Consider the following 25,703-nt stretch of genomic DNA (forward strand, 5'->3'; position numbering starts at 1 on the left):
GTTTCGTCTTTGTAATTAAATGCACCAAGTTTTATGACCTTTAAAATCACACAAAGGTAAATAAATTTATACGATAAACGGACATCAAAAAAAAAAGCCATTTACGAAAGTAAATGGCCTCTTTGTTAGTTTCCTAAAAGCTTATTTGATGATATCACGTAAACCTAATGCCTTAATAATAGCACGGTAACGGTTGATATCTTTTTTGTACAGGTAAGCTAATAATGAACGACGTTTACCTACTAACATTTGTAGAGAACGCTGTGTGTTAAAATCTTTTCTGTTTTTTTTCAAATGCTCTGTTAAGTGAGCAATTCTTTTAGTGAATAAAGCTACTTGTCCTTCAGCAGAACCAGTGTTTGCTGCTGCACCTGCAAATTCTGCGAAGATACCAGCTTTGTACTCTTTACTTAAATACATCTCTTGAATAATATTGAAGTGTTAAAAATAAATTAATTGCCTGCAAAGGTAGGTAAAATAGTACAGAGTACAAAGCACTAAGTATAGAGTACCAAGTAACGTGCATTCAATACTTAGTATTACATACTATAAACTCAATACTATACACTCATTACTACGGACTATACACTACCAACTAAGTACGACTACACTTTAACATAAATTCCTTTTTTATCTAGTGCATAACAGATAGCCCACATCACCGCTAAGAAACACAATGAATAGACAAAAGAACCAACCTCTGGTGGCCCCGGGATCTGCGCACATACATTGTTATAAAACCAAGTCAAAGCCGTCGTATACTTAGCTGTTCCATCTTCCGCCATACCATTCGGAATTCGAAACAACCCTAAGAAGCGAGGAAGCAGACCACTAAGCACGAAAATAAAAAGAGGATTTTTACCAAATACATCAAAAAACTTCGTCACGGCATTCTTGACTCCTTGAACCTCGATAAACCAAATCATACCTCCGATCGTCATGATCCCCAGTCCTGTCGTATATAAGACATAGGAACTGGTCCATATTTTCTTATTGATTGGAAAGCCTAACGACCACGTCCAGGCCAAAACCACCAAGATAAATCCTGTTACAAACAAACCAGAAAGCAGCTTGAAATGTGGCTCCGCAGAAGCCGGTACTTTTGTCCATAACCAATCCACCTGTCCCTGTTTTTTAATAAACACACCTGCTAAATATCCAAATACAACTTGTACTATTGCCGGTAGGGTACTCATCAAACCTTCGGGATCAAAAGGCACCCCTTCTCCTTTATACATGTGGGCAACACCTAAAATCTGTTTATCAATGGCAGTACCAAACCATCCTTCCAACGAGTAAGGATCGCTTCCACCCAGGAAAGCACAGAGTCCCCAGTATCCCAATAGCAACACCGCAGAAATATATATTAACCGTTTAGGCGAAAAATAATACGCCAATACTGATGCAAAGAAGTATGCAACTGCAATACGCTGAAGTACTCCGAATATCCGGATCCCTTTTTCTGGGTTCTCGGCATTCACCCATTCCTTAAAATGCAGGCTATCTCCGACCCATTGCACAAAAGGCCACCAGTTCAAAAACAGTCCAATAGCAAATATCAATATCGTACGTTTGACGACTTTCTTCCAAAACATGCTATCTCCCGCATCTTGTAATCGTGGAATAACAAATGACATCGCGTTTCCAACGGCAAAAAGGAAGAATGGAAACACCAAATCTGTGGGTGTACAACCGTGCCAAGGTGCATGTTTGAGTGGGGCAAACATATGCGCCCAAGTACCTGGATTATTGACCATAATCATCAAAGCGACCGTAGCGCCTCGAAATACATCCAGTGAATAATAACGTTGCTTCATACCATATATAGGTTAAATATATATCGAAACTATGAAAAATAACCAACATGTTGCAAGAAAACGCACAAATAATAACAAAACCGAACTTATTAAAAAAATTAAAAAGTATTTGGAAGTTACTGAAAATTAACACGATATTTACATTACTATAACTAATCATATTATCGTGGAAAACCTAAAATCATCGATATTAAAGTCGCTGTACTTTTCGAGTACACAATCGATTGCGGAAATGAGTGAGACAATTGGCAAGAGTGTTCCATTGATTACTAAGACAGTTAATGAACTTATTTCAGAGCAAAAGGTAGTTGTCAACGGATTACGGCCATCGACCGGTGGACGCCGGGCGACGAATTACATGTTAAATGTAGAAGCCCACGGCCTCATCATTGCTATCGCTATAGATCAATATTTTGTATACGTTACAAGCTTCAATATAATCAATAAGCGTATTACTGCCCGATTAGAGGCAGCCATTTCAGGACAAACTGATGGAGAGACCTACGAAACGATTATCGCACTTGTACGCAATACCCTATCTCAAATTGAAGACAAACAAATATTAGCCATCGGGATTACAATGCCAGGGTTTGTTGATACAGAAACAGGCGTAAATAACTCCTACAGTCCGTCCTCCCCACTACACAATTTGCGAGCAAATGTAGAAAACAGATTTACGATACCGACATTTCTAGAAAATGATTCCACTGCTATTGCTATTGCCGAAAAAGAGTTTGGCTTGGCAAAAAAAATAAGTGAAGCCTTGATTATCAACCTAAACTGGGGCGTAGGACTAGGCATGATAATTCAAAATCAACTCTTCAAAGGTCATAGCGGATTCGCGGGTGAGTTTAGTCACATCCCGCTCGCTAACGAAAACAAATTGTGCTCCTGTGGAAAAAAAGGCTGTCTTGAGGTGGAAGCGTCCCTATTTTGCGCCGTGGAAGAAATTAAAAATGCAATACAAACTGGGGAACGATCTGTTCTGGAGACCATGGACCTTGACATCAATAACCTTACATTCGACAAAATAGTAGAAGCATATAATAAAGGTGATCAGGTAACGATCAAATCCATACGCAAAATTGCGCATATGCTTGGCAAGGGAATATCCACACTGATTCACATTATGAATCCTGAAAAAATCATTATTAGTGGTCGTGGTGCGATATTTGGTGAAACCTTGCACCCGCAGATCCAATCTTCAATTCAAGAATACTGCATACCGAGATTATCTAAAAATACAACCATAGAAATATCGACAATTAAGAACATTCAATTATTGGCTTCAACTTGCTTCGCTGTACAGCAAATAGGTTGGATAACCAAACAAACACTAACCATCAATTAATAAACAAAAACAATGAGCAAGATTTACAAACATTGTTGCACCTTAACGCTGCTTATGCTGCTCAGCATTTCAACGTTATTTGCACAGCAATCTGTTACCGGGAGAGTAACAGACGCTAGCGTTCCTCTTTCGGGCGCAACCATCTCTGTAGTAGGAACTACAAGATCTACACAAACTGATGCAACCGGTAGCTTTACGCTACAAGTAGCCAAAGGAGAGAGATTACGCTTTACCATGATTGGATATGCTTCAAAAGAAGTCCTGGTAGGCGACACGAAGACAATTGATGTGCAACTATCGGCTAATGAGGGAACCATTGACGAAGTTATTGTGACAGCCATGGGTATCAAACGAGACGCTAAATCATTGGGTTACTCCGCACAAAAAGTAAGTGCTGATGAAATTATGAAAGCATCACCTCCAGACCTAACATCCGGTTTGATGGGAAAATCTGCCGGATTAAATATAACCAGCTCTAACGGTGTACAGGGTAATTCCCAACGGGTCGTTATTCGGGGTAACAATAGTATCCTTGGAAACAACCAGGCGCTCATTGTTGTGGACGGTATCCAAATAGATAATAGCCCTCTTGGTGGACAACAGTCCAGTGTTGGCAAAGAAAGTCTTGAGAACCAAAAAGATTGGGGTTCTTTTATGAACTCCCTAAATCCTGATGACATCCAAGAAGTTTCTGTACTGAAAGGTGCTACGGCAGCGGCTCTTTACGGTTCCCGTGGCGCAAACGGTGTTATCTTGATTACAACGAAAAAGGGTGAAAACAGAAAAGGCTTAGGAATTGACTATAACTTCAGCACGCTGTTTTCTGATCCATTTAGGTTTTCAGAGGTTCAAAATTCATACGGGATGGGATTAGCCCGCGACATGTGGAGTGCCAATAAAACCTTCCGTAAAACAGATACCGGAAAAGATCGTTTCCCTGACCCTTGGGTTGATCTTTATGCCGACATCCCTGGCGGATATCAAGCATATGAGTTATTTAGTTGGTTCGGTCGTGGTGTTTCATGGGGTCCTAAATTAGAAGGACAAGAGATTGTATGGTGGGATGGTGAGGTTCGAAAGTGGGAACCACAACCTGATAACAGAAAAGCATTCTATAGAACTGGAAACACCAGTACACATAATGCTTCTTTCAGCAAAAGTGGAGATTTTGGTAGCATCCGTTTTGGTTACACTAGATTAGACAATACAGCTATCTTAAAAAATAGCGATTACCAACAAAATAATTTCAGTTTAGGGTCTAATGTAAATATCTCAAAGAGACTTAAATCCGAAATTTCTGTGAGTTACAACGATTATAATAGAAAAAATGCGCCTGACCTCGGCCAAGACTTTAGTTGGGGTACCTTTTCTATTTATAATATGTCCCGAGAATATCGTCCTATAGAATTCGATATGTACAAAAATGAAGATGGAAGCAAAGCTAACCTGGTAGGTTTATCCGCTATTGGAGCATACCCGTATCAAAACAATTACAATCAGCATCTATTCTGGCATTTATTGGAACAAAACCAGTACATGAAACGAAACCAACTCTTAGGTACCGCTAAACTTACTGCGGAAGTAACAGACTGGTTGAACTTGACCGGACGTGCCTCTTTAGTAAATGCCAACACAACGGTGGAGAGTAAATACACACCTACCGATGCCGCAGGCCTCCAAGGACAGTATGGACTAGAAACAATTAAAAACCAAGATGTGAACCTAGAAGCTTTTGGTACCCTACATAAAGATAGACTTTTTGATAGCGATTTTTCAGGAAGCCTACTCCTAGGTGCTAGTTCACTTCGCAGTAGAATGCATAACGTTAGTGCATGGAATAGTGGTGAAAAAGATGCAACCTATGGTCAATCCAGTAATTATCCATGGATCGTTCCTAATAAATATTATTTAGCAAATACCTCTTACCAAGGACTTCAATCTCTGCCTATTGAAAATAGAGCCGATTACAACATCAATTCGGTCTTTGGTATCTTAGATCTTTCATATAAAAACTTCTTATTCCTTCAGGTTACAGGAAGAAATGACTGGTCATCAACCTTGCCGCTTAAGAATGCTTCCTATTTCTATCCTTCCACTAGCTTAAGTTTTGTCTTCACAGACGCTTTTCAAGGATTAAAAACGGATTGGTTTAATTTTGGTAAGTTGAAAGCGTCCTACGCCGGTAGTGCAAATGGTACCGATCCTTATCTTGCCTACTATACGTATAGTCCTTATATTATTTCTAATTACATCAATGGCCAAGAACCTTCTACTTTTGGAGGTATGCCTGTCAGAAGTTATAAGGATGAGCTTCCACCAGCAGACGAATTAAAACCGCAAAGAAATACATCACAAGAATTTGGTCTTGAACTTGGATTTTTTCAAAACAGACTGGGATTGGAGCTAACTTATTATTCTACGCGTAGCAAAGACCAAATATTATCCAGCTCATTGGCTGGTTCCTCGGGCGCAAAATCCGTAAAATTCAACACGGGAGAACTTAGCAATAAAGGTTTTGAGTTTATTGTTAAAGGATCGCCAATTCGCAATGAAAACTTTAATTGGGATATCGTATTGAACGGAGCACACAACAAAAATAAAGTAATATCATTAGCGGATGGCATCGACATATTCCCATTACAGGATCTATGGGGAAATAACGGCGTTAGAATGTATGTGAAAGCGGGCGAAGAATATGGAACAATATATGGATACGACTACACCTATGTAAACGGGAAGAAAGTGGTAGAGCCTATTCGTGAGAAGAGCGATCCGGTAAACGGTAAAGTTGTTGGCTCTCGTTACGTTACGACAAAAGATTTAGTGCCTATCGGAAATGCTATGCCTAAATTAACGGGAGGTTTAGCAAATACATTTCGTTATAAAAGAATGAGCCTTTATTTCTTGACTGATTTCAGAATAGGTGGTCAGATCTATTCTGCAGACTACGCTGCTTCGATGGCCAATGGTATGGCACCGGAAACACTCTACGAAAGAGATGGAAATGGACTTTCGTACACTTATCCTGACGGAACAACAGCAAATCATGGCGTGATACTAGACGGTGTCTATGCTGATGGAACACCAAACAAAGATGTCGTACATTATATCTATAAATATAGCGGTCAGTATGGGGCTTGGTCGAATGTACCAATGCCGCGCAGCAATGCAATATTCACAAATTCTTGGGCAAAATTACGGGAACTGACTTTCACCTATTCTGTTCCAGGTAAAGTGCTAGACAGAACAGGTTTTATTCAAAATCTCGATGTATCCCTTATTGGTCGTAACCTATTCTACATCTTCACCACCTTACCAAACAAATTAAATCCAGAAGCAATCAACGGTATTGGTAATGCACAAGGTATACAATGGGCGCAATACCCGGGCACAAGAGAATATGGACTATCGCTAAAAGTTAGATTTTAAAAATTGAACAAGATGAAAAGAAAACATTTAATCTATATAGGAATCCTTTGCTATAGCCTAGTTGGATGTACCAAAGATTTCGTAGAAATCAATACGCCCCCCAAAGATCCGGTAACCGCATCTAACGAGGAGCTATTGAATGGAATTATTAGCTCTCTACCGATGACGGCAGGGGAATATTCAGTTATTAATTCCTGGATTTATCCGATTACGCAACAAGGTGTAGTCGCCGGAAGTCATCATTACAACTTTGATAACGCTAGAGATGGACTGTGGGAAACATATTATCAAGCATTGGCGAGTTACAGGCTGTTGGAAACGCGTATAGCAACAGATCCGGTTCCGGCCTCTAAGAATAATCTTCATGCGATGATCAAAACGCTTATGGCGTACCGAACATTCAAAACGACGAATTACTTTGGTAATATTCCATACAGCAAAGCAGGTTTTGCGCCAGCAAAAGATCCGGCAGGTTACAAAGTTAGTTATGACAAACAAGAAGATATATACACGGCGATCTTAACGGACCTAAAATGGGCTGTAGACAATTTCAGTACAGCGGCGGGACAGTATTCTCCGGGTGCATATGATACATTCTTTAAAGGAGATATTACAAAATGGATTAAATTTGCAAATAGTCTTCGACTACAAGTGGCCATCACCATGCATCATAAAAATCCAACCTTGGCAGGGCCTCAAATCGTTGAATCTCTCGCGAAACCCTTGTTAGAAAAAGGAGATGATGTCGGACTATGGCCTGCACAAATTCCAGGACTTCAATTTCAGTGGCGCCAATGGTCTTTTGTACAAGACTGTAACTTAAGGCTTGGTAGTACCATGTGGAATTTACTCTCCGATAACAACAGTACAGATGGATCAGGTATTTTCGATCTCCGTGCAAGGCTCTTTTTTGAAACCAATGGTACAGATCTATGGGCTCCAATTCCCCAGAATCAAAACCCAATCGTCGAAATAGGTACACCCTATGATGTGAAGGTTAGAAATAATAGTGGCAATTGGAATAATAAAGGTGGAAACCATTACTCCGCATTTAATTTAAACTTTGCTAATGATATTGAATATATTCCTGAGCTGATTCTTACCGCAGCGCAAGTATATTTTCTGAAAGCAGAAGCTTATAATAGAGGCTTGGGCGTTACCACCAATCAAGCGACCGCTAAAGCGGAGTACGAAAAGGGAGTAGAGTCATCGCTAACGATGTGGAAAAAGGTTGCGTTCAATACATCAAAATGGGTACAGGACAAACCTACTGCAGAAAATTTGAGTACACAAGAATTGAACAATGTACTACAGAATACGAAAGTGGCTTACGTCGTTGGAGATCCAACCAACTCTTTGCTCAAGATTTATGCGCAAATGTGGATCGATCAATACAGACAACCTTTTGACAGCTGGACACTGTTGCGTCGTACCGGTGGAAAAACACCGATGGCAACCGTGAATGTATCAAACTACACCAATACATATGGTTCATTAAATCGCTTCCGATATCCGGATAATGAACAAAGCTATAACAATGAAAATTGGAAAGCAGAAACGGGAAGTTCAGATCTGAATAGCAAAAAAATATGGATTCAACCATAACGTTAATTAGAAACAAAGAAGAGGAGGCACAACAGGCCTCCTCTTTTGCGTTAATTACTCCCTTAACAAGCCTAAATTTAGATTTAAGGATAATTCTGTAATACCAAAAATGGAATCAATCCCTAAATACTTTTTAAAAATTTAATCTATATTTTAAAAAGAAATATAAAGTTTAAAATTATTTTAAAAAGAGTTTGCAGGTTAATACGTTAATATATAATTTAGTAACACTAAAATCACTTTTTAATAAAAAGAATAGGTGTATTTGGTAATACTAACGAATTAAGAGTAACAGATTATTAACGTGCTAAAACGATTGACTAATCACGATCTAGAAATGAATTATTTCTTTTTTTCTATAGCACCTAATAAGCTAAATCCATTTTTATAAGATTATTAACAATTATGTATTATGAAGAAAGGAATAGATAGAACAATATAAACCAAACTCCGCAACCCTTTCGGGTTATTTAAACAACAACAAAGCAGAAGTATTGACATCACAAATGGTACACTGAACAGATCTTTTCACGATTCATCAAATACCTAATGTTTAATCGCTTCATCACTAACAACTAAAACAAAAAAAATGAGAGAAATCTACAAAAAGTATTGTGTCATGATACTTTTATTCCTCGGTGGTCTTTCTGTTGCGTTTGCACAAGAATCGATTACAGGAAAAGTAACAGATGGTAACGGGCCATTAGCTGGCGTAACCGTCACTATATCGGGTACTACTCGTGGCACTTCAACCGATGCAGAGGGTAACTTTGACATCCAAGCAACAAGAGGGCAAAAATTAAAATTCACATTGATCGGCTATACACCACAAGAGTTTACTATTGATGGCAGCAAGATCAATGTTCTGATGACGACGGGAGCGAATGCCATCAACGAGATCGTTGTAACCGGTCTCGGAGAGTCTAGAGATAAAAGTAAACTTGGTTACGCTATGACTCAGGTCACTGGAGAAGATATTCGTAAAACTAATGCAGTGAATCCTATCGCGGCCTTACAGGGAATGGTCCCGGGTATGCAGGTGAATGTTGGTACGGGTGGACCACAGGCTACTCCTCGTTTCTTAATTCGTGGTGCCGGTTCTTTAAATTCATTCGGGAACACACCACTTATTGTCGTAGATGGACTAATTATGGATGACGAAGTCGTTCTACCAAATAGAGGTGGCGAACAAGACTTTGGTAATATTCTGAAAAACTTCAATCTTGATGATATCGAATCTATTTCGGTACTTAATGGAGGTTCCGTTACAGCATTATATGGTAGCCGTGCTAGTGGAGGTGTCATCATGATTACAACCAAAAAAGGATATTCACAACGTGGTATCGGTATTTCCTTAACGCATACACAAGGCTTTGAAGATCCGTATGCAACAGCTAAATTCCAAGATAAATATGGAACAGGAACAAGTCCATCTGCTGTTTATCCGAAAGGTCAAGATGGCATTGAAGATATCCCTGCAAACGTATTTGGTTATAGCTTCGGACCTGAATTTGATGGACGTCTAGTCCGTGATCCGGGAGGTCACATTATGAAGTTCCAACCTAATGCAGATGTCCTTAAACTATATGAAACAGGACAATACCGTAATTCCAACTTAGCATTATCTGGTGGAAATGAGCAAACGACTTTCCGTCTATCCTATTCCAATAGCGGTGCTAAAGGAACTTCGCCTAATAATAAATTTGACAGAAATAGTATTGCTTTACGTGCGACACATCGTATCCGCAACGCCCTCATCGTTGATGCTGGTGCAACTTATGTAGGTAGTGTCGGCCTTAACCCCAACAGAGCATTTGGTGATAATAGCATTATGTATGGACTAACATGGGGCATGCCTCGTGAATACGATATGATGCATTGGAAATCACAATATCTTGATGCCGTCAATGGGGGTACTAGTAACTTAGATCCTGCCGGAGTACAAGGTCTTTATTTTCGTTTATATGAAAACGAACAAAAACAAAAAGAGCAAAACTTCAGAGGTAATGTAAATGCAAAAATTAACTTTACTGACTGGCTTCAAATGGAGAATTTGTTCACGGTAAACCTTTTAACCACAGCTAATGACCAGCTTACACGTGGACAAGAAAGAAACTTCAACGGTGGTCGCTACTATACAAGCAATTCAAGAATTCTTCAAACAAGATACCACAGTAACTTAAATGTACGTAAAAACTTCAACGACTTCGAAGTAACCTTCTTAGCGGGAGCCGAGATCAACCGTACAGAAGGAAAGGGAATGGAAGCCAACACAAACGGTATGCGAATTCCAGATATCTTCCGTCTTTCTAACACAGCAGGTCCAATTGGTTACACAGAGAATAAACCTCGAATCAAACAGGGTTTTTCATTGCTTTTCCAAGGAGCAATGACGTATAAAAATACCCTGACATTGAATGTTTACGGTCGAAACGATTGGGATTCCTCCCTATTGTATCCTGATGGTCATGGTAAGTATTCCTACTTCTATCCAGGGATGGATGCCGCATGGACCTTCCACGAAGATCTAAACTTACCTTCTCTATTCACGTTTGCTAAAGCACGTTTTTCTTACAATATCGTAGGTAAAGGAACAAGTGTTTATAATGCAATGACGGGCTACTATCTACCGCGTGGTAACTACAACAGTTTAAGCAACGGGGAACTTACTCGTTACGGCTTTGATTCAAATAAACTTGGAAATGCAAATTTAGTTCCAGAAAGAAGCTCCACTTGGGAAACCGGCCTGGACTTAAAAATGTTTGAAAATCGCTTTGGTGTAAACTTCACATATTATCAAAAAAACACCAAAGATCAAATTATCGACCTTCCAGTATCGTATGAATCGGGCGTAAGCAGCGCATTGATTAACAGCGGAAATATCAGAAACCGTGGTATTGAAGCACGTATTTTTGGAACACCAATTAAAAAGGATAACTTCTCATGGGATGTTGCGTTCAACTATACCCGCAACAGAAGTAAAATCTTATCATTGGCACCGGGTGTTACCGTTTCTTCTTTAGAAGGTGACGATGGTATCCGTACAATTGCAGAAGTTGGTGGTGAATATGGCATTATGGTTGCAAATTATGGCTATGCTCGTTTCCAAGCTCGCGATGGTAGTGGTGCGCCAATTGACCATGTTAACAATGGTAAATATGTAATGGCAACAAATGGTACAGCTGGTTATTTCATTCGTTCAGGAAATTATGGCCAAGGACTAGAACGTGAAGTTAGAATCGGTTCTACCCAACCAAAATTCCTAGGAAGTATTGTTAATACTTTTAACTACAAAGCTTTTACACTAAGCTTTATGCTTGACTCTAAGTTTGGAGGTTTTGTATACTCTCCAACCTATAACTATGGTTCGCAAACCGGACAAATGGCAAACACACTTTGGGGAAGAAAAGGTGAAGAGGGAAGTGTAAAATACACGGATGCAAATGGTAATGAAGCTTGGGGGATTATTCCTGACGCTGTATTCGCGCAAGGATCTAAAGGAACCGGAGGTGTAGATATTGGTGGTATGACGTATCAAGAAGCTGTGGACAAAGGATACAGAACACCTGTAAGCGCTTACTCATACTACGCAAACTCCCACAGTTGGGCTAACGGTATTCGTGAAAGAGCTGCTTTCGAATCTTCTTGGATTATGCTAAGAGATGTCTCCGTAAGCTTTGATATTCCGAGAGAGACTGCCTCCAAACTTAAATTAAATAATCTTCGTTTAACCTTAACAGGAAGAAATCTAGGTTATCTATACAATAGTCTTCCTGATAGATTAAACCCTGAAGACCTGGTAAGTACTGGTGCCGGAGCAGCATTCCTTGGAGGTGGAACTCCTATGACAAGAAGCTTTGCCTTTACGATAAATACTAATTTTTAATTGACATAGTACAATCTTTATGAAAAGATATTATAGATATATAGCATACGCCCTGTTGGCATCCTCATTGGGGACATCCATGATAAGTTGCAGCAGAGAAGATTTTGCAGAATATAACACCGATCCGGATGCGGTAATGAATCCTGCAATCCAACCTTTGTTTACTCAAGCTTTAACTTCGGTTCACGATACAGATTTTGAAGCTTTTTACGACAACTACAACTTCCTAAGTCGCTGGTCACGCACTTTTCTACAACGAACAGGTAATAGCGTAACGCTAGGTGAAAACGCGGCAAATACAAACCAACGATATAGTAGGTTTTATACCGGAGTAGGTCCCTTGTTAGTGGATATACAAAAGATGGTAGATAAAATGCCTGAAGCTGAGAAAGCTAGACATATATACATCCGTACATTGCCGACTATTGTAAAGGTATACTTTGCCTGGTATGTTTCCGACACGAACGGTAGTATCCCGTACTCGGAGGCTTTTCAAGCACGTTATGGAGGTACGATGACTCCTAAATACGATACCCAAGACGAACTATTTGCAACATTTGACCGTGAACTAAAAGAGGCCGTTACAATCTTACAAACGAAACAACCCGTAGATCAAGTTTCATATGGAACGAGCGACATTTATTTCCAAGGTAATATTACCAAATGGATTAAAGCTGCAAACTCCCTACGCTTACAGATTGCATTACGCCTCTCTAAAAGGGATCCACAACGTATGGCAACTATCGTTAAAGAGGTTCTTGCGGACAAAGATGGCGTTATAAACAGTGCAGCTGAACAGTGGGTATTCTACCCTGGTGCACGATTCACTGAGGGAGGGAACTGGAATATCACAGGTAATGGCCGCGCTTTCGTTGGAGATCATGATGTCGTAAATTACATGTGGAAGAATAACGATCCTAGACTTCGCTTTTTCTTTGTAAAAAATATGTGGAGTGAGGAAAATTTTGCTGCAGCCAAAGCACAGGGTAAAATTCCGGCAACAGCGGTATTTGATCAACGTCGCTATTACGGTCAGTTCTCTAGCCCAGATTCGCAAAAAGATCCCGCAAAATCCCGTTTCTTTGCGCCAATTCAGATTAAAAATGGCGATGCAAACGTTACGCTAGACACCGTATCTCGAATTCAGGATCGCTTATTCCAACCAGAAAACAATGGTGGATCAGGTTTGGGTACTATGCCAATTATCACCTATGCTGATATCTGCTTCATCCGTGCCGAACTAGCTCAACGTGGTGTCACTAGCGAAAATGCAGAAGAATGGTATTACAAAGGTATCGAAGCTTCTTTAAGATTCTATGATGACGTGGCAAAAAGAGCCGTAATATACGATTACACTGCCCTTACCGATACAGAAATCGAAAACTTCAAGAAACAGCCTAGCATTGTTTATTCTTCGGCAAAAGGCCTCGAACAAATCGTTATGCAGTCTTACTTGAATTTCTTCCGAAACTTCAATGAAGCTTGGGCAATTGTAAAACGTACTGGCATGCCGAATAAAAATACGGCCATTGCTTTCGAAGATTGGTCTGTTGATAATGCTCCTATCGAAATGCCTAGACGTTACGTAATCAATTATCCACTTACAGGAGACTACAATTACAGCAATAAGCAAAAAGCTGTCGAAGACATGGTCAAAGATCCAGATTTTGGAGCACCGACTAATATATCCGGTCGCATTTGGTGGGATAAAAAATAAAACCTTTAAACATCGCAGCAATCTCGTAAAGGGGTTGCTGCTTTTGTTTATATAATAATCCTTTAAAAGTTTAAAGCACACATAATCTGTCTCTCATGAAGCGCATTACTTTCAATTTATTTCGAAAACACCTTACACGATTAGCCGTATATTCCTTTTCTATTATCAGTGTTGCATACGCACAACGTGTTCATCAATTCACCGAAGGTCTATATCTAGAAACACCATATTCCTACGGCCGCGAAGCGGTCTATTCCGATGAATTTCTTTGGGGATACTACAGTGCAAAAACAACCACACCCAAGGGGGGGGCACCCGGACTTGTTGGCACAAATGAAGCAAAATGGACGGCGATCCAAACAGATACCTCAGGGTTCTTTCGACCGCAACGATCCACTGCTGGAAATTTATCATCGCCCAATAATCCACCTGGACCAGGCCGCATTGCCACCGCTTCAGCCCCCACTAGGAATACACCACAGCAGTATCGTGGCCCAAGATCCACGTATCTGTATCTTACCTATCAATCCGAAAAAGAGCAAGCAGCAATACTCAACATAAGAGGTAATAGTGCTGTTCTCGTTAATGGAGAACTCCATACTGGCGACCCTTATCGTATGGGATGGATGCATCTTCCTATACAGTTAAAAAAAGGACATAACGAATTTTATGTCCGTGGTTTATTTATTGCCGCAAACTTAACCTTTCCGACAAAAAAAATCAGCATATCCACGGATGACCTTACAATCCCGGATATCATACAAACAGAAGACAACAGCCACCTTCAACTTGGGGTGATCATTATAAACAACACAAAAAACAACATTAACGATTTAACCCTACGCACAACAACAGCAGGTCGTGTGCGCACGACATCCCTCCCAACGGTATTGGCTAACAGCTCGCGAAAAGTTGCGACCAACCTTGATGCCTCCGCTGTGACTAACACCGGAGATGCTATTACATACCTACAATTATTTCAGGGAGATAAACCAATTGATCAAAGTGAAATCAAATTACGAAGCATCTCCAATACAACCTCTTACAGAAAAACCTTCGTCAGTGCAATTGACAATAGCTTACAATATTATGCTGTTACGCCAGCGCAAGGTGGAATAAAAGAAAACCAAGCCTTATTTTTCTCGGTACACGGCGCTGGTGTGGAAGCGTTGGGACAAGCACAAGCCTACGAGGCAAAGGAATGGGGTACGCTGGTCGCCCCCACAAATCGTCGTCCACGTGGTTTCAACTGGGAGGATTGGGGTCGACTAGACGCATTAGAAGTACTTGACATCGCAAAAAGAACACTACAACCCAATCCTTATGAAATCTATTTAACAGGGCATTCCATGGGCGGACATGGAACCTGGTTCCTGGGCGCAACCTACCCCGATAAGTGGGCCGCAATTGCGCCTTGCGCCGGATATCCAACACTCAAAGGCTATGGATCAGCCGATGGTCTTGTTCCAGACAAAAGTGATAACCCGATCGAGCAAACGTTGATTCGCTCCAGCAATCAAAGTGATGTGATTAGCTATGCTTCCAACTATAAAAATCTAGGTGTATATGTCTTGCATGGGGACGCAGATCGAACTGTCTCCGTTGATTATGCCCGACAAATGAGATCGGTACTTAGCCAATTTCATCCCGACTTCAGCTATTATGAGTATCCAGGCGGATCACATTGGTACAGTAACGAAAGTGTCGATTGGAAACCACTTTTCGATTACTTCAAATGGCATAAACGAAAAGTCAGTAATGAAGTTAATGAAATAGATTTCAAAACGGCCAATCCCGGGATCTCCGCGTCCTACTACTGGACGACAATCTATCAACAAATAGAGCCCCTAGCCTATTCGCATCTACAATTACAGCGGGATCTCAAGCAAAATACGATTACGGGACAAACAAAAAACATAGAAACAATTTCTCTTAATTTGAATGACTTTTCTGTTGGCAGTTCGATAAACATCACGTTAGACAGTTTAAATACAATTGTACATACACGTAAAGACACCGATAGTTTAATTTTTATCCGTAAACAAATGAACCAATGGGTAGCGGTACCTCCACTATCCTTATCCGAGAAAGGCCCACATCGCAATGGAACCTTCAAAGAGGCCTTCAATCATGGCATGGTTTACGTTTACGGGACCAATGGTTCAGCAGCAGAAAACGCGTGGGCACTAGAAAAATGCCGTTATGATTTAGAATCTTGGTATTATCGGGGTAACGGTTCATTCGACATCGTTGCCGATAAAGATTTCGACAAAGAAAAGTACAAAAATCAGAATATCATCCTGATCGGCAATTCAAAAACAAATACCATGTGGCAGAGCTTTCTTTCTGATTGTCCAATTACAATTATACCCGGACAGGCAAAAATTGGTTCGAAAACCTTTAATGGTACAGAAATTGGCGGTTACTTCGTCTGGAAACAAAAAGATAACCCTACACTTTCTGTTGGCGTCATTACTGGTACAGGCATCCGTGGAATGAAAGCTGCCACAGCAAATCAGTATTTTGCTGGAGCTAGTGGATTCCCTGATTTTATGTTCTTTAATTTGGACATGTTAACCCAAAAATCAGCAGGTCTTTTAGATGCAGGGTTCTACACAAACGAATGGAATATCTTAAATTAACTGATATAAAACATAACGCTTCATATAACAAAAAAAACATGCGATCATTATATACCACCATTTTAGCACTTGGTCTTCTATTATCGGAACAACAAGTGCATGCACAAGCCCACAATGTTTCCGCCGGCTATCAAAAACCTGTGGATCCTTTAGTCATCGAGAACCTTGAAAGCTGGCAGGATATGAAGTTCGGTCTTTTTATGCACTGGGGAACATACAGTCAATGGGGCATTGTAGAAAGTTGGAGCCTCTGTCCGGAAGATGAAGGCTGGACGCAACGAAAAGCCGAGCATGGAAAAACATATTACGAATACGTAAAAAACTACGAAAACCTACAAACAACATTTAACCCGACAGCATTCAATCCAAAAAAATGGGCCGATGCAGCAAAAGCAGCGGGCATGAAATATGTAGTTTTCACGACCAAGCACCATGACGGCTTCGCCATGTTTGATACACAAGAGTCTGATTATAAAATCACTTCTTCGAAAACACCTTTTTCGAAGAACCCTAAGGCTGACGTTACAAAAGAAATATTCACCACCTTTCGACAAGAGGGCTTTAAGATTGGTGCGTATTTTTCGAAACCAGACTGGCATACCGAATACTATTGGTGGTCGTACTTCCCACCCAAGGATAGAAACGTAAACTACGACCCTGTCAAGTACCCTGAACGTTGGGATCAATACAAAAAATTCACATTCAACCAGCTCAATGAATTAACATCTAAATACGGCAAGGTCGATATACTTTGGTTAGATGGCGGATGGGTACGTCCTTTTAAAACCATTGATCCTACCGTCGAATGGCAGCGTACAATAAAAGTAGAACAGGACATCGATATGGACAAAATCGGAGCTATGGCACGCAAGAACCAACCGGGTATCATTGTCGTCGATCGAACTGTACCTGGCGAATGGGAAAACTATGTCACACCCGAACAAGCCATTCCAGAACATCCATTGGATATTCCTTGGGAGAGCTGTATTACTATGGGGAATTCTTTTTCGTATGTTCCCAATGATGCATACAAACCAACCAAAACAATTGTTGAAACGTTAGTGAAAATCATCTCCAGAGGTGGTAATTACTTAATGAATATAGCACCAGGTCCTACCGGTGATTTCGATCAGGCGGCTTATGATCGCTTAGCTGAATTGTCTTCGTGGATCAAAACAAATGAATCAGCAATTTACAAGACACGTACTATCGCTCCCTATCATGACGGAGACTATTACTATACGCGAAGCAAAGACAACAAGACCATTAATGTGTTCCATTTAAGCGAAGGTACACAATATGAGCAACCTAACGTATTTGAGTTTACCGTTCCCGAAGGTTTCCAGGCCAAAGAGATAAAGGTTCTCGGTTACAAGGGAAAAGTTAAATGGAAGCAACAGCAGAACAAAGTGACGATTCAACCGATCCACGGAGCACTTCAATATGCAACTGTTATTCAGCTATCAACACGTTAAAAAAGAGTGACACATATGATAAAGAAAATAGGTTATGGTTTAGCGCTATGTGTTAGTTCATTTTTAGTAAGCACGACAGCTTACGGGCAGCAACCCAAAATAGAGATCGTTAAGCAGGAGTTGCTCTTTACGGAAGGAGCACATTTCGCACAATGCCACGCATCTACCATCGAAGAAAACATAGAGGGTCAATTGGTGGCAGCTTGGTTCGCCGGAAGTCACGAAGGACATGCTGATGTGGCGATATGGGGTTCCGTTCGCCAGGGAAACCGCTGGAGTGAACCAACAGTATGGGCAAATGGAAAGACAGCAGACAAAACCCATCCGTGTTGGAATCCCGTATTATTTAGGCCAAAAGGGGCGCATAAAATATACCTCTATTACAAGGTCGGCCCTAACCCTAGAACCTGGTGGGGCATGGTAAAAACATCGGATGATGGCGGATTGTCTTGGTCTGAAGCAAAGCGATTACCAGAAGGGATTCTCGGACCTATAAAAAACAAACCCCTCGAGATACAGGATGGAACCATCCTAGCCCCTTCCAGTGTCGAGTTGACGGAAGATCGATGGGTTGCGCATGTGGAAATCACGAATAAAGAACAACAAATCTGGACCGCCTTTCCCATAGATCAACAATCGGCATTCAACGTCATTCAACCGAGTTTGATTCAGCACCAAGATGGAAGGATACAAGCACTATGTCGCAGCAAAGAAGGCGCAGTCATCAGTTCTTGGTCTCATGACCAAGGGCGCACATGGTCTACCTTAGCCAAAACAAATCTTATCAATCCGAATTCGGCAACAGATGCAATTCGTGTAGACAATTACCTGCTTATGGTTTACAACCCAGATATACCTGGCAAGGACTGGTGGGAAGGACGAACAAAATTGCGCCTTGCTTATTCCTATGATGGGCTTCAATGGGAAGATTTACTTGTACTGGAAGATCAGGAAAAAGGAGAATTTAGTTACCCTACAATCATTCAAGATATAAAAGGCTTTATTCATGTCACCTATACCGATAATAGAAAAAACATAAAACACGTTGTGTTAGCAACCAACAACGATTAAAAAGTAAAGGGCGAATCATAGATTCGCCCTTTACTTTTTAATATACGCTTCCTTAAAACAGATAATCCTTTTTAAGTTCCAGGATAGCATTAAGCTTGACCGCATCCGATGAAGAACCAACCAATAATTTAAAGCGTCCTTTCTCCGTCTTCCATTGTCCATCCAGCCCCCACACCTTTAAATCCTCTTTTCCTAAATTAAATGAAAAGGTTTGCTCTTCTCCTTTCTTTATAAACTTTCGTTCAAAAGCTTTCAATTGCATCACCGGTGTCACTACTGAACTGACCTCATCCACCACATACAACTGCGCGACTTCGTCCCCATCCCGAGCACCTATATTCTTAACCTGAAAACTAACCGCACAGCTAAAATCATTATCGCCTTCCTTCAAATCCACCAAAATATTGCTGTACGCAAAATCAGTGTAGCTAAGCCCATATCCAAAAGCGTACAGCGGTTTAGCATCCATCTCAATATAGGTATGATGCTTGGGTTTATCATGATTGTAATGTACGGGAAGCTGCCCAATATGGCGCGGCACAGAGATTGGCATACGCCCAGCAGGGTTATAATCACCAAACAAGACATCCGCTATAGCAAGACCACCCTCCTGCCCCGGATACCAAGCGTCCAAAATTGCAGGAATATGTGCGTCGGCCCAGTTCAAGTTCAGCGGTCTTCCTTTAATGGTGACTAACACAATCGGTTTACCCGTCGCATGAAGCGCTTGCAACAGCTTCAATTGGTCGCCCATCAAGTCCAGTGACACCCTGTCGAACCCTTCGCCACTTTCCATATCGCTCAGTACCTTTGCCCCTGTATCCACATTTGCCGCCCCAGTTGCCTGATAAGAGGTTTTAAAATCACGTGCGCTAGACCCACCCATCACAACAATAACAACTTCAGCTCGTTTTGCAGCCTCAACAGCGGCAGCGATATCGCTTTGGGTCGTATCTCGTATAGCACATCCTTTCACATACTCCACCTGCGTTCCTTTCGACACCAATGCACGTACACCATCCAAAACAGTTTTCACCTTTCCAGTTGCTTGAGGTGCCGTATAATCGCCTAGCTGATTGTACATATTATCCGCATTCGGACCAATAACAGCCACGCGTTTTATATGTTTAGACAACGGCAAGAGGCCGCCTTCATTTTTTAATAACACGGTCCCTTCACGAGCCACCTGTCTCGCGAGCTCTTGGTGTGCTGTTGTAGCGACTTTCTTATCCACGAGGTTTTCATCGACAAAGGGTTTGTCGAATAAACCAAGGGCAAATTTTTGGTATAAAACGCGTGCTACTGCTTGATCTAAAACAGATCTATCAACTAAACCTTGCTGCACAGCATCCAACAAATTCTGACCATAACCAGAGCCACTCAAATCTACATCCAAGCCAGCTGTTATACTCTGTGCTGCCCCTTCAACGCCATTTATTGCCGTAGAGTGCCCCCCGGACAATCCAGAGATACTCAACAAATCCGAAACTACAAATCCTTGGAATCCCCACTGCTTACGTAACACGTCATTCAATAGCCATGCATTCGAAGAACAAGGAACACCGTCAATGGAGTTGTATGCTGTCATCACCGATCCTGCTCCCGCTTTTACCGCCTTCTGAAAAGGTGGTAAAAAGTGATGCCGCAACGCTCGTTCGCCCACCGAAATGCTTCCGCCATTGTGGCCTCCATCTGGGGCACCATAGGCCACAAAATGTTTTAAGGTTGCAATAATACGATCCGGCTCACCGATCCGCTCTCCTTGAAAACCACGCACCATCGCCTGTCCCATTTGGCCTATTAAATATGGATCTTCGCCGTACGACTCTTCCGTCCGAGACCAGCGAGCATCCCGTGCCAAATCCAAGACAGGACCATAACCATTTTTACCACCAACGGCCGATGTTTCACGTGCTATCGCCGTGGCCATATCACCAATCAAACGTGGGTTCCAGGTACTGGCTTGTCCAATGGCTGTAGGAAATACTGTGGCACCAATCGCCATATGCCCGTGAGGAGCTTCTTCCGACAAAAGCAACGGGATTCCCAAACGCGTACTATCCAACATAAACCGTTGTATAGCATTGGTCGCTTTAGCCGCTTCACGTGGAGATAAACCATTATCTAACGTTTTTTGCGTCCACGGATCTGCTCTTAAAGTAGCCCATAATAAACCAATATGTTGCTTTTTTACTGCATCTTTTAACTTTTGACTTACCCGTATTCCACGCGTGTCCTTCTCATACATCTCCCAGCCCAATAATTTGGATAACTGACCGACCTTTTCCTCTACCGTCATACGCGATAAAAGATCAACAACACGATCCTCAATAGGCAGTTTCGCATTCTTATAAGGCAACACCTGTGCTTGGAGACCTAGCGTCGTCCCGTATAGCATCCCGGCTAGTATTACATATTTTATCTTCATCGTCTTTTATACCTATAAGTTAAACTACTGCACAGATTGTGGTCTATTGGCCTTTTCTACACCAAAAGTCGGAGATGGTTTGTCCCCCATCTCGAACTCCAATTTACCACCTTTACAGATATCTTCGTAACTAATATAAGATTTGTTGTATGGTTCACCGTTAAGCTTTACCGATTGTATATACTTGTTTGTAGCACTATTGTTATGAGCCAAAACCACAAGAGACTTTCCTTCACCCAGACGAATAGTTGCCTCTGTAAAAAGTGGACTACCAAAAACAAATGGACCCCCCGCGGGAGAAACCTGATAAAAGCCCAAAGAAGACAAGACATACCAAGCAGACATCTGCCCAACATCCTCATTTCCAGACAAACCATCTACCTTATCCGTATACATCGTTCCCAAAACCTGTCTCACTCGGTCGGCAGCTTTCCACGGTTGACCTGCATAAGAATACATATAGATCACATGATGACTCGGTTCATTGCCATGCGCATATTGCCCAATCAGACCACTAATATCCGGAGAAGCATGTTCCCCAAGATCTCCCTCTACGACAAACAAAGAGTCCAATTTTTGCACAAAAGCAGCTTCACTACCAAATAGATCGATAAAACCTTGCACGTTGTGTGGCACCAACCAGGTGTACTGCCAAGCATTGCCTTCCGTATAATCATTCGCTAAATGAGCCGAGTGAAAAGGATCAAATGGCCCTGGTCTAAACTTTCCATTAGCATCTATACCTCTTAAAAACTGTAGTTCTTTATCAAAATAATGCACAAAGGAATTACTACGTTTTATAAAATATTGATAATCTTCTTGTGCGCCACGTAATTTAGCGACCTGCGCCAAACACCAATCAGCAATCGCAAACTCTAACCCTTTCGCAACCGACTCTACCTTTTCCTTATCATACGGAACATAGCCGTATTGTTTGTACCAGTTTAAGCCCCGATCATCTTTCATAGCCGACACTTTCATGGCTTCATAGGCTAGGTCCTTATCAAATCCTTCTACACCTTTCAGGTAGGCATCAGCCACCACAATAATCCCAGGGTTTCCAACCATACAGTCCGTTTCGTTACCAACCAAATGCCATACCGGAAGCTTTCCTTGTTCTTGATAGATGCGAAGCATGCTATTAATCATATCCGGCAATCGGTCTTGATGGATCAAACTCATCAAAGGATGTGCAGCACGATACGTATCCCATAGTGAAAAAGTAGTATAATTATTTCCTTTAGCTAATTTATGAGGCTTAAAGTCTGACCCCATATACGCTCCATTGACATCATTGAAAAGCGAAGGTGCAATCATCGTATGATAAAGTGCCGTATAAAAAACTTTACGCGCAGTCGTATCATCGGTCTTGATGGCAATCTTACTAAGTTCCGCATTCCAAGCCTCGTCGGCAGCAAGTTGTGTCGCTTCAAAATTCCAATCTGGTAGTTCACTATCCATATTCAATTTTGCATTCTCGATACTGACAGGAGATAAGGCGACCTTAACAAGCACCTCCGACCGGCCCTTGTCTTCCTCGCCGAAACGTAACTCACCGTATGTCCTAGTTCCTGTAATACTATTCCCGGTCTTATTGACCGTGCTATCCGCAAGCTGATAACTTTTAATTGGTTTGGAGAAAGTAGCCGTAAAATAAATTTTTTGATTTTTGGCCCATCCCATAGAATAACGATACCCCGAAACCACGGTATCATTCTCGACTATAAGGTGCCCTTCTTTTTCGCCTTCCCAACCAATACCCGCGTCCAAGTTGATCAATACTTTAGGTTCTTGTTTCGCCGCATAATTGTACTTATGAAAACCTACACGCGCTGTACTGGTCAACGCGACATCCACATCGAAACGATCCAGATGAACCGCATAATAACCTGGCTTTACACGCTCTGTTTCCCTCCGAAACAAGGAATAAGCTCCTGTTTTTTCGTCGCCATGCACCCCTCGGTCATACCGGACGTCTCCCGTAAAAGGAAGAAATACCACATCCCCCAAGTCGCCAATCCCCGTACCGCTAAGGTGTTGATGTGCAAAGCCCATGATCGTAGAATCCGAAATATGGTAGCCAGAAACCCAATCCCAACCGGTAGAAATATTGGACGGACCAAGTTGCACGGCACCATACGGTACATTTGCACCCACAAAAACGTGCCCATGCCCGCCAGTGCCAATATATGGATCGACATATTGCGTAAACGAGTCGGCGTTATTTGTCCCCTGCTGGAGTCCGCATGAGCTGGCCAAAAACAAAAGTGAACCGCCTATAAAAAGTTTAGTCATAACTGAATTATAAAGTCTAGTATTCGGTATTTAGATCTCTAAAATAACGTTTTAGCTGATACTTAAAGACTATACATCTAATTTTTTACGTAAAAACACGAAGTTTATGCAATCGGTTACATAATAAGATAATTTTTAACAGAGAATAAATCAAAAGAGGTAAAATATCACCGCTATTTCGTATTTTTATAAAAACCAATTTCATGAACTGTTTCCAACCAAAATTCATTCTCATCTGTCTTATAAGTCTATTCTCATACACACTCGCTGCGCAAACACAAAGTCGTACGGGATGGTTTGAAGATGCACGTTTCGGCATGTTTATTCACTGGGGGTTATACAGCGGCGCAGAGGGATTATGGAAAGGTGAAAAACTACGTTACCTCAATAATTACGCCGAGTGGATCCGTTACCGGAACCGTATCTCTAAAGAGGAATACGGCACCTTAGCCAAGCGCTTTGACTGGGAGCAGATCAACCCAGAAGAATGGGTACTCTTAGCCAAGAAGTCCGGCATGAAGTATATAATCATGACGGCAAAGCACCATGATGGGGTGGCCATCTGGGATACTAAAATAGGTGACTATTCCTTACCCAAATTATCAGGCACAAAACGTGATGTAATCAAAGAAATAGCAGATGCCTGCCGGAAACACAACATGAAACTGGGCTTTTATTATTCACATTGGATTGACTGGGCGCATCCCTATGCCTGGGACCACAATCAAGAGCTAACCGGTCATGTTACGGATGCGCAGTTCAACACCTATTGGCAAGAAAAAGCTTTACCACAGCTTCAGGAATTATTGACGCAATACGGTGATATTGCCATTATGTGGTTTGATATGTGGATTCCCTACCAACAGACCATTTTCAAAAAGGAACAGCTGGAGCAAGCCGTATCACTAATCCGTCGTTTACAACCCCAGTGCCTGATAAACTCGCGGCTAGGTCTCCCCACAGATGCAGAATATGTAGACTTTGAAACACTAGGCGACAATCAATTCGGATCCAATTATGTACAGCATCCCTGGGAAACACCCGGCACTATCGCTCATTCTTGGGGATACAATGGACAAGAACAAGAGTGGAAGTCAACGGGGCAACTCTTTACCTCCCTTGTAGGTAACGTCGCTTTAAATGGTGGATTTACACTAAACATAGGCCCACGTGCTAATGGAAAAGTACCCTACGAGAGTATTAGTCGTTTAAATGACCTGGGAACGTGGTTAACAAAATATGGTGAATCGATATATGGAACAACGGGGGTGCCACTCCGTCCAAATCAACACGATTGGGGAAAAATTACGGTGAACAAAGAAAGTAATGCCGTTTACCTGCATGTTTTCAACTGGCCGCTAGATCGGGTTTTACGTGTTTCCGGATTTACGGAAAAGCCGGAGAGCGTAGCACTGTTGACAGCCGACGGCGCTACCAAACTGAGGTATGAGCAAACCGGACCGATCATGCACATTAACTTACCCATGAATGCGCCCGATCACTTCGATGCAGTCATACGTCTAACGTTCAAAAATATAGCGATAGATTCGGAAGTGGTCGCAGAGTCCACATTTGGTGGGTTTGCATTGAATGCCATGAATGCTAAAAATAATCAAACCCTCCACATCGTAAAATATGATGGCACACGACCATCCTTCGTAAAGTCCAACGAAGAAGCCGACATACAGTGGGGCATATTTTTCCCAAAAGCAGGTCTATACAACATCGATCTCTCCGCACACAACCCAAATGATAGCAGCAGCACAGTAGCCATCGAAATTGGAGATAAAACAGTGTCAGGTGAGATTCCTCCTAGTGGTAAAATCGTTGTCGAGCCTAATGAAAACAATTACACAGACGAGTTTGTGAACCATCAACTCGGCCAAGTCAACATCACACAACCGGGGCGTTATACGATACGACTAAAGGTAAAAGGCGAACCCATTATATGGATACATAACATTTGGTTATCAAATAAATAAAAAAC

The 25,703-nt window shown here is 41.6% G+C and carries 13 protein-coding genes; 9 read left to right on the top strand and 4 right to left on the bottom strand.

Annotated elements, in window-relative coordinates; translation table 11 throughout:
* Nucleotides 1-141: 141 nt before the first annotated feature.
* Nucleotides 142-420, bottom strand: coding sequence for a 30S ribosomal protein S15 (gene rpsO / locus B9Y69_RS11380; protein ID WP_085473097.1), 279 nt, complete (start codon nucleotides 418-420; stop codon nucleotides 142-144).
* A gap of 185 nt (nucleotides 421-605) precedes the next feature.
* A complete protein-coding gene (locus B9Y69_RS11385; RefSeq protein WP_085473098.1) occupies nucleotides 606-1,817 on the bottom strand; it encodes an acyltransferase family protein in 1,212 nt (403 codons plus the stop codon).
* Nucleotides 1,818-2,049: 232 nt separating this feature from the next.
* Between B9Y69_RS11385 and B9Y69_RS11390 the strand changes: the two genes are divergently transcribed.
* From B9Y69_RS11390 to B9Y69_RS11425, 8 genes are all read left to right on the top strand, one after another.
* Nucleotides 2,050-3,168: an ROK family protein gene (locus B9Y69_RS11390; RefSeq protein WP_085473099.1), complete on the top strand. Its 1,119-nt coding sequence runs from the start codon at nucleotides 2,050-2,052 to the stop codon at nucleotides 3,166-3,168.
* Between the two features lie 12 nt (nucleotides 3,169-3,180).
* Nucleotides 3,181-6,597, top strand: a complete 3,417-nt coding sequence (locus tag B9Y69_RS11395; RefSeq protein WP_085473100.1) for a SusC/RagA family TonB-linked outer membrane protein — start codon at nucleotides 3,181-3,183, stop codon at nucleotides 6,595-6,597.
* 12 nt (nucleotides 6,598-6,609) lie between these two features.
* A complete protein-coding gene (locus B9Y69_RS11400) occupies nucleotides 6,610-8,202 on the top strand; it encodes a SusD/RagB family nutrient-binding outer membrane lipoprotein (protein WP_085473101.1) in 1,593 nt (530 codons plus the stop codon).
* 619 nt (nucleotides 8,203-8,821) lie between these two features.
* Entirely contained in the window at nucleotides 8,822-12,088 is a 3,267-nt protein-coding gene (locus tag B9Y69_RS11405) for a SusC/RagA family TonB-linked outer membrane protein (RefSeq protein WP_159451839.1), read from the top strand.
* Between the two features lie 19 nt (nucleotides 12,089-12,107).
* On the top strand, nucleotides 12,108-13,805 hold the full coding sequence (locus B9Y69_RS11410; protein WP_085473103.1) for a SusD/RagB family nutrient-binding outer membrane lipoprotein: 1,698 nt from the start codon (nucleotides 12,108-12,110) through the stop codon (nucleotides 13,803-13,805).
* 95 nt (nucleotides 13,806-13,900) lie between these two features.
* Nucleotides 13,901-16,447, top strand: coding sequence for a carboxylesterase family protein (locus B9Y69_RS11415; RefSeq protein WP_085473104.1), 2,547 nt, complete (start codon nucleotides 13,901-13,903; stop codon nucleotides 16,445-16,447).
* A gap of 38 nt (nucleotides 16,448-16,485) precedes the next feature.
* A complete protein-coding gene (locus tag B9Y69_RS11420) occupies nucleotides 16,486-17,922 on the top strand; it encodes an alpha-L-fucosidase (RefSeq protein WP_085473380.1) in 1,437 nt (478 codons plus the stop codon).
* Nucleotides 17,923-17,937: 15 nt separating this feature from the next.
* Nucleotides 17,938-18,993, top strand: coding sequence for a sialidase family protein (locus B9Y69_RS11425; RefSeq protein WP_085473105.1), 1,056 nt, complete (start codon nucleotides 17,938-17,940; stop codon nucleotides 18,991-18,993).
* A gap of 52 nt (nucleotides 18,994-19,045) precedes the next feature.
* Here the strand turns inward: B9Y69_RS11425 and B9Y69_RS11430 are convergent, their stop codons facing one another.
* Nucleotides 19,046-21,421 carry a glycoside hydrolase family 3 N-terminal domain-containing protein gene (locus B9Y69_RS11430; protein WP_085473106.1) on the bottom strand — a complete coding sequence of 792 codons (2,376 nt, stop codon included), beginning with the start codon at nucleotides 21,419-21,421 and terminating at the stop codon, nucleotides 19,046-19,048.
* A gap of 24 nt (nucleotides 21,422-21,445) precedes the next feature.
* Nucleotides 21,446-23,716, bottom strand: coding sequence for a GH92 family glycosyl hydrolase (locus tag B9Y69_RS11435; protein WP_085473107.1), 2,271 nt, complete (start codon nucleotides 23,714-23,716; stop codon nucleotides 21,446-21,448).
* 203 nt (nucleotides 23,717-23,919) lie between these two features.
* On the opposite strand from B9Y69_RS11435, the gene B9Y69_RS11440 reads away from it, so the two are divergent.
* Nucleotides 23,920-25,698, top strand: coding sequence for an alpha-L-fucosidase (locus B9Y69_RS11440; protein WP_085473108.1), 1,779 nt, complete (start codon nucleotides 23,920-23,922; stop codon nucleotides 25,696-25,698).
* Nucleotides 25,699-25,703 lie beyond the last annotated feature (5 nt).

The organism is Sphingobacterium psychroaquaticum, from assembly GCF_900177625.1.
Classification (GTDB): Bacteria; Bacteroidota; Bacteroidia; order Sphingobacteriales; family Sphingobacteriaceae; genus Sphingobacterium; species Sphingobacterium psychroaquaticum.

Bases quoted from the DNA above. Each gene is read 5' to 3' on its own strand.
- rpsO (WP_085473097.1), bottom strand. From the start codon at position 420: ATGTATTTAAGTAAAGAGTACAAAGCTGGTATCTTCGCAGAATTTGCA.
- B9Y69_RS11385 (WP_085473098.1), bottom strand. From the start codon at position 1,817: ATGAAGCAACGTTATTATTCACTGGATGTATTTCGAGGCGCTACGGTC.
- B9Y69_RS11390 (WP_085473099.1), top strand. From the start codon at position 2,050: ATGAGTGAGACAATTGGCAAGAGTGTTCCATTGATTACTAAGACAGTT.
- B9Y69_RS11395 (WP_085473100.1), top strand. From the start codon at position 3,181: ATGAGCAAGATTTACAAACATTGTTGCACCTTAACGCTGCTTATGCTG.
- B9Y69_RS11400 (WP_085473101.1), top strand. From the start codon at position 6,610: ATGAAAAGAAAACATTTAATCTATATAGGAATCCTTTGCTATAGCCTA.
- B9Y69_RS11405 (WP_159451839.1), top strand. From the start codon at position 8,822: ATGATACTTTTATTCCTCGGTGGTCTTTCTGTTGCGTTTGCACAAGAA.
- B9Y69_RS11410 (WP_085473103.1), top strand. From the start codon at position 12,108: ATGAAAAGATATTATAGATATATAGCATACGCCCTGTTGGCATCCTCA.
- B9Y69_RS11415 (WP_085473104.1), top strand. From the start codon at position 13,901: ATGAAGCGCATTACTTTCAATTTATTTCGAAAACACCTTACACGATTA.
- B9Y69_RS11420 (WP_085473380.1), top strand. From the start codon at position 16,486: ATGCGATCATTATATACCACCATTTTAGCACTTGGTCTTCTATTATCG.
- B9Y69_RS11425 (WP_085473105.1), top strand. From the start codon at position 17,938: ATGATAAAGAAAATAGGTTATGGTTTAGCGCTATGTGTTAGTTCATTT.
- B9Y69_RS11430 (WP_085473106.1), bottom strand. From the start codon at position 21,421: ATGAAGATAAAATATGTAATACTAGCCGGGATGCTATACGGGACGACG.
- B9Y69_RS11435 (WP_085473107.1), bottom strand. From the start codon at position 23,716: ATGACTAAACTTTTTATAGGCGGTTCACTTTTGTTTTTGGCCAGCTCA.
- B9Y69_RS11440 (WP_085473108.1), top strand. From the start codon at position 23,920: ATGAACTGTTTCCAACCAAAATTCATTCTCATCTGTCTTATAAGTCTA.